The organism is Actinospica durhamensis (assembly GCF_018139695.1).
Lineage (GTDB): Bacteria > Actinomycetota > Actinomycetes > Streptomycetales > Catenulisporaceae > Actinospica > Actinospica durhamensis.
On record NZ_JAGSOG010000337.1, the window covers coordinates 1 to 8,140 of the forward strand.

5 protein-coding genes, 1 other RNA gene and 1 pseudogene are annotated in these 8,140 nt (G+C 68.5%); 1 reads left to right on the top strand and 6 read right to left on the bottom strand.

Annotated elements, in window-relative coordinates; translation table 11 throughout:
• Positions 1-648 precede the first annotated feature (648 nt).
• Positions 649-4,011, bottom strand: a complete 3,363-nt coding sequence (locus KDL01_RS36535; RefSeq protein WP_212533287.1) for a lectin — start codon at positions 4,009-4,011, stop codon at positions 649-651.
• A 155-nt stretch (positions 4,012-4,166) separates the two neighbouring features.
• Here KDL01_RS36535 and KDL01_RS36540 point away from each other — a divergent pair, with 155 nt between their 5' ends.
• Complete coding sequence (locus KDL01_RS36540; RefSeq protein ID WP_212533288.1) at positions 4,167-5,024, top strand: hypothetical protein; 858 nt, start codon at positions 4,167-4,169, stop codon at positions 5,022-5,024.
• Here the strand turns inward: KDL01_RS36540 and KDL01_RS36545 are convergent.
• From KDL01_RS36545 to KDL01_RS46220, 5 genes and pseudogenes are all read right to left on the bottom strand, one after another.
• Positions 4,992-6,050: a GNAT family N-acetyltransferase gene (locus tag KDL01_RS36545; protein ID WP_212533289.1), complete on the bottom strand. Its 1,059-nt coding sequence runs from the start codon at positions 6,048-6,050 to the stop codon at positions 4,992-4,994. The genes KDL01_RS36540 and KDL01_RS36545 overlap by 33 nt on opposite strands.
• 65 nt (positions 6,051-6,115) lie before the next feature.
• Positions 6,116-6,823: an HAD family hydrolase gene (locus KDL01_RS36550; RefSeq protein ID WP_212533290.1), complete on the bottom strand. Its 708-nt coding sequence runs from the start codon at positions 6,821-6,823 to the stop codon at positions 6,116-6,118.
• A 79-nt stretch (positions 6,824-6,902) separates the two neighbouring features.
• Positions 6,903-7,448 carry a cysteine dioxygenase family protein gene (locus KDL01_RS36555; protein ID WP_212533291.1) on the bottom strand — a complete coding sequence of 182 codons (546 nt, stop codon included), beginning with the start codon at positions 7,446-7,448 and terminating at the stop codon, positions 6,903-6,905.
• A 147-nt stretch (positions 7,449-7,595) separates the two neighbouring features.
• An RNA gene (gene rnpB / locus KDL01_RS36560) (RNase P RNA component class A) lies at positions 7,596-8,004 on the bottom strand.
• 28 nt (positions 8,005-8,032) lie between these two features.
• A pseudogene (locus tag KDL01_RS46220) lies at positions 8,033-8,140 on the bottom strand (phosphoribosylformylglycinamidine synthase subunit PurQ); the annotation flags it as partial.

Here is an 8,140-nt window from a genome sequence, read left to right on the forward strand (position 1 = left end):
GGGTGGGGCGGGGTGGAGGACTCCGCACGGATCCGGCCGCCGGGACGGAACCCGGCGGCCGGATCGCGATGAGCGGCGTCGCACGCTCCGGGCTTATCCAGCCCGGGATGGGCCGGATAAGAACGACGGGGCGGGCGCCGACGCTGGGGCCGGAGACGCAGGCACAGGTGCAGGTGCAGGCGGTGGCAGTGGCGCGGTCCCGTTGCGGGCGCCGATGACGGGCGTCCGCGCGGGGGGCTGCGCTTGCTGCGGCCGCCTACTCAGGGCAGTGTCCCATTGCGGGGGCGGTGTCCAACGTCGGGCACGATCCCGGTGCGAGCACAGTCCCGATCCGGGCACGATCTCGGTGTGGGCGCAGTCCCGATCCGGGCACGGTCCCGATGCAGGCACAGTCCCGATGCGGGCGCAGTCCCATTCCGGGAGCGGTGTCCAACGCCGGGCACGATCCCGATGCAGGCACGATCCCGATCCAGACACGGTCCCGATGCAGGCACAGTCCCGATGCGGGCGCAGTCCCATTCCGGGAGCGGTGTCCAACGCCGGGCACAGTCCCGATCCGGGCACCGTCCCGATGCAGGCACGGTCCCGATCCCGGCACAGTCCCGATGCGGGCACCGATCGCCGGTGGCTGCGCTTGCGGCCGGCTTCTTAGGGCAGTGTCCAGTTCTGGGCCCCCGTTCCGTTGCAGGTGTAGATCTGGAGTTGGGTGCCCGCGGTCGTGGTGGAGTTGGGATCGTCGAGGCACTTGCCGGACTCGGGGTTGATCAGGGAGTTGCCCGAACCCACCTCCCATTGCTGGGCGCCGGTGTTGTTGCAGGTCCACCACTGGACCTTGGTGCCGTTGGCGGTTCCGCTGTTGCTGACGTCCATGCAGCCGCCGTTGATCTGGATGGTGCCGTTGGTGGCGATGGTCCACTGCTGCGCCGCGCCGCCGTTGCAGCCGTAGATCTGGATGTGGGTGCCGTCGGTGGCGCCGGAGCCGTTGTCGTCGAGGCACAGGCCGCTGAGCACGCCGCTGGACACGCCGGAGTAGACGGCTCCGACGGCCGGGGAGGCCGCCGAGGTGAAGCCGATGGCGAACACGTGCATGCCGCCGCTGGCGACGTTGCTCGGCAGTTGCACGCTGGCGACCGTCTTGCCCGAGGCCAGGTTCATCGGCTTGGTGGCGAAGACGTACGACTTGGTGCTGTCGGAGGAGTTGCCGGCGTGATTGCGGTAGGTGGTGGTGATCGCGATGGTGTCCGAAGTGACGACGGACGAAGCGCCGCCGCCGAGGGTCCAGTCGCTGAAGGTGATCGGCACGTTCTGCGTGCTGCCATCGGTGTAGGTGACCACGGCCGTGCCGGTGGACGGGCCGTTGCTGGCCGAGCCCAGGAATGAGATCGCGCCGGAGCCGCTCGTCGTCACGCTTTGGCCGTTGGCCTCGTAGTTGTCCGGGCTGCCCGAGGCCGCTCCCGGCCAGGTGAAGGACACGCCGTTCGCGGTGACGGTGGAGCCCGGGGTGACTCCGGCGGCGCTCAGGGCCGAGGCCGAGTAGCTGTAGCCGACGCCGTCGAAGTCGGCGTTGGACGCGGCGGAGTCGGCCGAGATGCCGATGTCGGTGTAGGTCGGGTTGCCCGCGTAGGAGGGCGGGGCCTGGTTCGCCGCGGCGGCCCAGGAGGTGTTCGCGCTGGAGCCGAGGGTGAAGTTCAGCGTGCCGCCGGACGTGATCGCCCCGGACGGGACGTACGCGTCGTTCCAGGCGTTGCCGTTCCAGGTGGCGGACTGGATATAGGGCGAGGCGTCGGCCGCGCCGCTGCCGTTGATCGTCAGGGTGTTGCCGCTGGGCAGGGTGAGCACGATCTGGCTGAACAGGGGCGAGCCGAGGGCCAGGTCGGAGGTGCCCGGGGTCTCCGGGTACATGCCGAGCGCGGACCAGACGTACCAGGAGCTCATCTCGCCGAGGTCGTCGTTGCCGGCCAGGCCGTTGGGGGCGTCGGTCCAGATCTGGTCCTGGATCTCGCGGATGACGTGCTGGGTCTGGTACGGCTCACCGGTGTAGTCGTACTCCCACGGGATGTCGAGGCCGGGCTCGTTGGCGAGGTCGGTGTAGCCGTTGGCGCCGGTGAACGAGGAGAGCACCGTGTTGAGATACGTGTTCATGGTGCCGTTGCCGCCCATGGCCGTGGCCAGGCCGTGCAGGTTGAACGGGACCATCAGCGTGTACTGCCAGCCGTCCTCCTCGACGAAGTTCGACGTCGAGGTCGGGTTGAAGCCGGAGGTCCAGGTGCCGCTGTAGTCGCGCGGCTGGACGAAGCCGCTGTTGTGGTCGTAGAGGTTCTGCCAGTCCTGGGCGCGATTGGCGAACGCGCTCTGGTCGGAGCCGTCGCCCAGATCCCCGGCGAAGGCCGAGATGGCGAAGTCGGCGGTGTCGTATTCGAGCGTCGTCGCGGCGGGGCCGTAGAAGTTGCAGCACCCGTAGCTGCCGTTGGTGGGCAGGTAGCCGAGTTGCTCGAGGTAGGCCAGGCCGGGACGGTTGTTGTTGGCCGTGGTGGCTTCCGCGATCATGTCGGTGAGCGCGGTGGAGGTATCGAAGTTCTGCGCGCCGAAGGCGTAGTACTCGGAGAGGATGGCGTCGGCCGGGTCTCCGACCATGACGTAGGTCTCGCCGTTGTCCTCGGACCACTTGGGGAACTGCCCGGTCTGCTTGTAGTCGTCGATCATGGACTGGGCGGTGTCGGACGCGGCCTGCGGATCGGTCAGCGCCTCCAACTGCGCTTGGGAGCGGTAGATGTCCCAGCCGGAGTAGTTGGCGTAGACGGCGGAGTGGCCGGAGTCGACGGTCTGGACGCTGCCGTTGAAGCCGGGGTACTGGCCGTCGACGTCGCTGATGATGTTCGGGTGCAGCGACGCGTGGTAGAGCGCGGTGTAGAAGACGGTCTGCTGGGCGCTGGTCCCGCCCGCGACCTGGACCTTCCCGAGCACGTTGTTCCAGGCCGTCTGCGCGGCGGATTCGGTGGAGGAGAAGTTCCAGTTCGGGTTCTCGGTGGTGCGGTTCTGCACGGCGTTGGCGATGGAGACGAAGGACACGCCGATCTTCGCGAGCACCGTCTGGCTCGAGGTGGTGTTGAAGGTGACGTATCCGTCGTTGGCCGCGGTGTTCGCGGTGACGGCCTTGGGCGTGGCGGTGGCCGTCTTCCCGTGCAGCACGGGGTGGTTCTTCGCCTCGGGCGTGGTCGAGGCCTTCGCCGCGGCGGTGGACGGGGTGGTGGCGGCCACGGCCTGGCTGCCGTTGGAGGCGAAGGACTGGTTGAAGACCATGTCGAAGTAGACGGTGTAGGTGTTGCCCGCACCGCAGAAGTTGCCGCTGGTGGCCTGCCCGCTCACCTCGGTGCTGCTGACGACGTTGAACTGGGTGTTGGAGTCGCCGTTCTGGCTGCCGTTCAGCTTGAAGATCAGATTGGCCTGGGTGGTGGACGGGAAGGTGAACGAGGCCATGCCGGAGCGGGGGGTGACGGTCAGCTGGGTGGTGACGCCGTTGGACAGCGCGACCGAGTAGTAGCCGGGCGAGGCGGTCTCGTTGGAGTGCGAGAACGCGTCGGTGGCGCTGGTGTTGATGCTGCCGACGGTCGGCAGGATCGGCACGTCGCCCTCTCCCCCGCAACCGGGTCCGGACAGGTGGGTGAGGCTGAAGCCGGTGATCGAGGAGTCGTTGTACTCGTAGCCGCCGCCGTCGGGCCGCGAGGGCGTGTCAGGGCTCCACTGCACCATGCCGTACGGGGTGTCGGCGCCGGGGAAGTCGTCGGCCGAGTTGGTGGTGCCGATGAAGGGGTTCACCAGCGATGCCGGGCTCGTCACGAGCGCGGCTTTGGCGGTGGCGGCGTAGGAGGCGGGAGCCCCCACCAGGGCGAGGGCGGTGACGGTCCCGGTCAGCGCCGCGGTGAGCCGGAGGCGGAACGCGGGCGGACGGGCGGGCAGGCCGCGCCCGGAGTGGGGAACGGAAGGCGTGCTGGGGCGAGCGAATCGTGCCATGGTGCGTCGTTCCTTCCTCGCCGCGCACACGGGTGGGTCCGGGGCGGCGGAAAACGGATGAGGAGGTACGCGCTGCACAGACGGCAAGCGATGACAACGTTGTCGCCGGATCGGGTCCGTGTCAAGACGGCTGAGCCGAAGTCAGGTTCCGGAACTTGGCGCGGCCGAGACGCGCGCCGCCGCGTGCGGAGGCGAACGCGCGCACAAAACGCCAGGAAGAAGGCAGATGTGAGCACTATGTGATCGGATTGACACGCTATGTGGCGGGAATGAATCGAGCGGAAAGCTGGGTCCGTGCCTTGAACGACTGGGGGGCCGCCACGATGGAGCTCAACGTCTCCTATCTCTTCCTGCGCCGCGCTATCGGCCTCATCGGGTCGCTGCTGCCGATCGCCGTCCCGCTCGGCTACGCGGTGAGCACCGGCAGGTGGGTGCTGCTGGCGTCCGTGAGCAGCTACTACTACTCGGACATGCGCAATGTGTTCGTCGGCAGCCTGTGTGCGGTGGGCGTGTTCCTGGTCTGCTACCGCTATCGACGGTGGGACGATCTGTTCGCCACGCTCGCCGGGGCATGCGCGATCGGGGTGGCGTTGTGCCCGACGCGGCCGGCGAACGCCTCGCGGCTGGCCACGACCGTGGGTGTGTTCCACGTCGTGTTCGCCGCGTTGTTCCTGGTGAGCATGGCTCTGATCTGCTGGTTCCTGTTCACGCTTTCGGACGTTCCGGTCGGGCAGCGCACGTCAGCGAAGAACGCGCGCAACCTGCTCTATCGCGTCTGCGCGGTGCTGATCCTGGTGTTCACGGCGTTGGCCGCGGCCAGTTCGCTCGCTTCGCAGTCGTTCGACGACAAGGTCCATCCGCTGTTCTGGTGCGAGGCGCTGGCCACGTTCTCGTTCGGGCTTGCCTGGTTCATCAAGGGCGAGACGCTGCTGCGGGATCAGCCCGCCGCGACCTCTTCGGCCCGAGGCGGCCTCGCTGCATCAGGCCTCGAAGTCGGCGACGCGCTCGAGTAGCGGCCGGTGTCGCGGACCGGGGATCGCCAGCGCCGCCTCGATGTCGGCGGTTGCCGCTTCGAGCATGCCGATCTCGGCGTAGGGGACGTAGCCGACCTGCTCGTTGACGCGGCGCATGCCCGCATTCTCGGACGCCGTGCTGGTCACGATGCAATCGAGATCCGGAACCTCGGCCGCCAGTCGGTTCAGCATCTCAGCCTTGACCGCCCGGCCGAGTCCACGACCCCGATGCGCTCGCACCACGGCGGTGTCACGCTGCCAGCACAGCGCCGGGCGTAGCGGGTCGACGAGCAACTCAGTGAACGCGGCCAGCACGCCGCTGTCCTCGTGTATTGCGACGACACAGTGGCTCTGATCCCCGCCGGCCGCGATCTCGGCCTCGACCCGGCGAACCCGTTCGACCGTCCACGCCGGGTGAGTGAGACTCGAATCGCCGAGAGGCGAGTCAGCGATGGCATTGCGGGCGGAGGCGAACGCAGCCACCAGAGCCTCCGGCGCCGCGGCGATCCAATACTCAAGTCGGTAGCCCGCAGGGACCGGCACCTGCCAGCGGGCAGGGTCGACCTCCTGGATGTGGAGCATCTGCCAGGAGAACACCTGCACAGTCCGAAAGCCGACGCGCTCGGCCCACAGCCCACCGTCGCTGCCGACCCGCACGGCATCGGCCGCAAGCGTCGCACAGCCATGCGCGCTCGCCGAAGCAACGAGCCGGCGGAGCAGAGCCGTCCCAACGCCGCGACGGCGCGAATCCGCCGCGACCTCGACACGCGGCACCGCCACGACCATGCCCTCATGCTCGACCACCGAGAGCGAGGCGGATCCGATCAGGCGCTCCCGCTCCCAGGCCGACCAGCCGAGCGCCGGGCCGGCCACAGGCGTGAGGCGACGGGCACTCGCCACATACTGCCCGTAGGAGTGGATGGGGAACCCGGGAAATACGGACCGTCGATCAGCGGCATACAGTTCGTAGCGCTGCCTCAGCTCGCTCGGGTCGGCATCGGCGCCCAAAAAAGGCCTGATTTCCATGATTCTCCCGAAAGGTCCGATACTGATGGTACCGGGTCCGGGAAACAGCCCTGCTTAGCTCCTGCTTACCTCCGCGCGAGGTACTGAAGCACGTCAGGGATGGTGGCGATCCGCTCCCCGACCCACCCCGCGACCTCCGGCCGCTGCGCATCGTACGTGTCGGCGAGGCTCGGGGTGACCAGCACCGGATGCATCCCCACCGCGGCCGCTCCGGCAAGCTCCCCATCACTGCCGTCACCGACGTAGAGCGTCCGGCCAGGGTCGACGCCGAGCCGCTGAACGACGAGCTCGTACACCTCCCGCGCCGGCTTGGCGGCCTTCGCCTCGCAGCTGTAGACGCACGCGTCGAAGCAATGCCCGAGCGGCATCTTCGGCAGAGCCTCCGGCACGTCCGGGGCGCAGTTCGTGAGTAGCCCGATCCGCAGCCCGCGAGCCCGCAGCTGCTCCAGCGTGTCCAGAACGCCCTCGAACGGCTCGAGGCTGGCCACAGTGAACCGGGCGTACTGCTTGGCGGCCTGGGCAAGCGTCTCCTCAACAGGCTCGCCACCCGCCCGCCGCACGATCCAGCCGAAGTTCTCCGCGATGGAGCCGAATTCGCCGACAGACCGGCGCGCAAACGACTCCACCCACAGCCGGTGGCATTCCTCGAACTCGATCCCGAGGATGCCCGCACACTCCCGCGTCACGAGGATGTGCTCCGACCTGCGGAACGGCCGCACCAGCGTGCCGAACAGGTCGAAGACCACAGCCTCAAAGCTCATCGACTCTCCCACGCCCCCATCGTGCCACCTGAATCGATCTTTCCGCACGGGCGCAACGGTTCCCGGGCATAAGCTCCCGACTCGCCGCCGCTCAAGCCATCGACGAGGGCTCGAGGTAGCACCTGCGGATACTGCCGCCGTGCGCGGCCACGTCGGTGCCGTACACGTGGATTGATATCGCGAGCTCGCTCCCGCAGTTGCGTACCCGGTGGATGTCTCCGGGCGGCGCGAGCGCGCTGACCGCGCCGACCGGGTGGAAGTTCGTGGCGACCGGCTTGAGGGTGGAGTTCTCGGGCTGGTAGCTGGTCTCCTGTTCGCAGCCGCGATACGTACCGGCGACACACCACGTGGTGTGGTCGTGGATCGGCGTCTGCTGGCCGGGCAGCCAGACCAGCGCCACCAACGAGAACCGCGCACTCGGCTCCACGTAGAGCACGTGCTGGCGGTAGTGCGCCGCATCCGGCTCCTGTTGTTCCGGAGTAAGCAGGTCCGGGTCATGCAGGAACTTCCGGAGCACGACGGCGATCCGTTCGGCGGTCAGCAGCTGCGGGTCGCCCGGCGACTCCTCGCCGACAGCGTGGGCGACGGCGTCGATGAGCTCGCCGGTACGCGGCAAGACGGCGATGGCGGAGATCATCCGCTTCCACCCCGATTCTTTCCTCGAGTTGCGCTACGGCCACTCTGGTACGGGGGGATTAAGCAGTACTGACGTGGATATGAGCGGTTCCTGTAAGCGGATCCGGCGCGCTCGGATGCGGCGGGAAACGGCCGGGACGGCTCGAATGCGGCGAGCCGGTCTGTAAGCCGGGTTCTGTACGCACCCTGCGTGCAGGGCGCGTGGCGACCATCCATCTAGGGCGCACGTCGCCGTGCGCCTCGAGCGGTCTACCCGCAGACTCGGGCGAGCAGCCCTCGGACATCTGCGCGGAACGGGCTCGCGCCCGGTCCTTCTCGACCTTGCTCCGGGTGGGGTTTACCGAGCCGCCCACGTCACCGTGGGCGCTGGTGCGCTCTTACCGCACCGTTTCACCCTTACCGGCTCGGGATCGCTCCCGCACCGGCGGTTTGTTTTCTGTGGCACTGTCCCGCGGGTCACCCCGGGTTGGCGTTACCAACCACCCTGCCCTGTGGAGCCCGGACTTTCCTCGAACCCGCCGGTCACCCGGCGTGCTCGCGGTCGCCCGACCGACTCGCCGCAGCGACCAGTGTAACGCTTGGGGGGCGCTGCAGGACCGAGGTGAAGAAGGGCAGGCCGTCGGTGGCCGGGCCCGGGTAGGGGCCGGTCAGCTCGTCGATCGCGTGCTCGGGGTGCGGCATCAGGCCCACCAC

Excerpts from the sequence above, each read along its gene's own strand:
- KDL01_RS36535 (WP_212533287.1), bottom strand. The coding sequence starts at position 4,011 with ATGGCACGATTCGCTCGCCCCAGCACGCCTTCCGTTCCCCACTCCGGG.
- KDL01_RS36545 (WP_212533289.1), bottom strand. The coding sequence starts at position 6,050 with ATGGAAATCAGGCCTTTTTTGGGCGCCGATGCCGACCCGAGCGAGCTG.
- KDL01_RS36555 (WP_212533291.1), bottom strand. The coding sequence starts at position 7,448 with ATGATCTCCGCCATCGCCGTCTTGCCGCGTACCGGCGAGCTCATCGAC.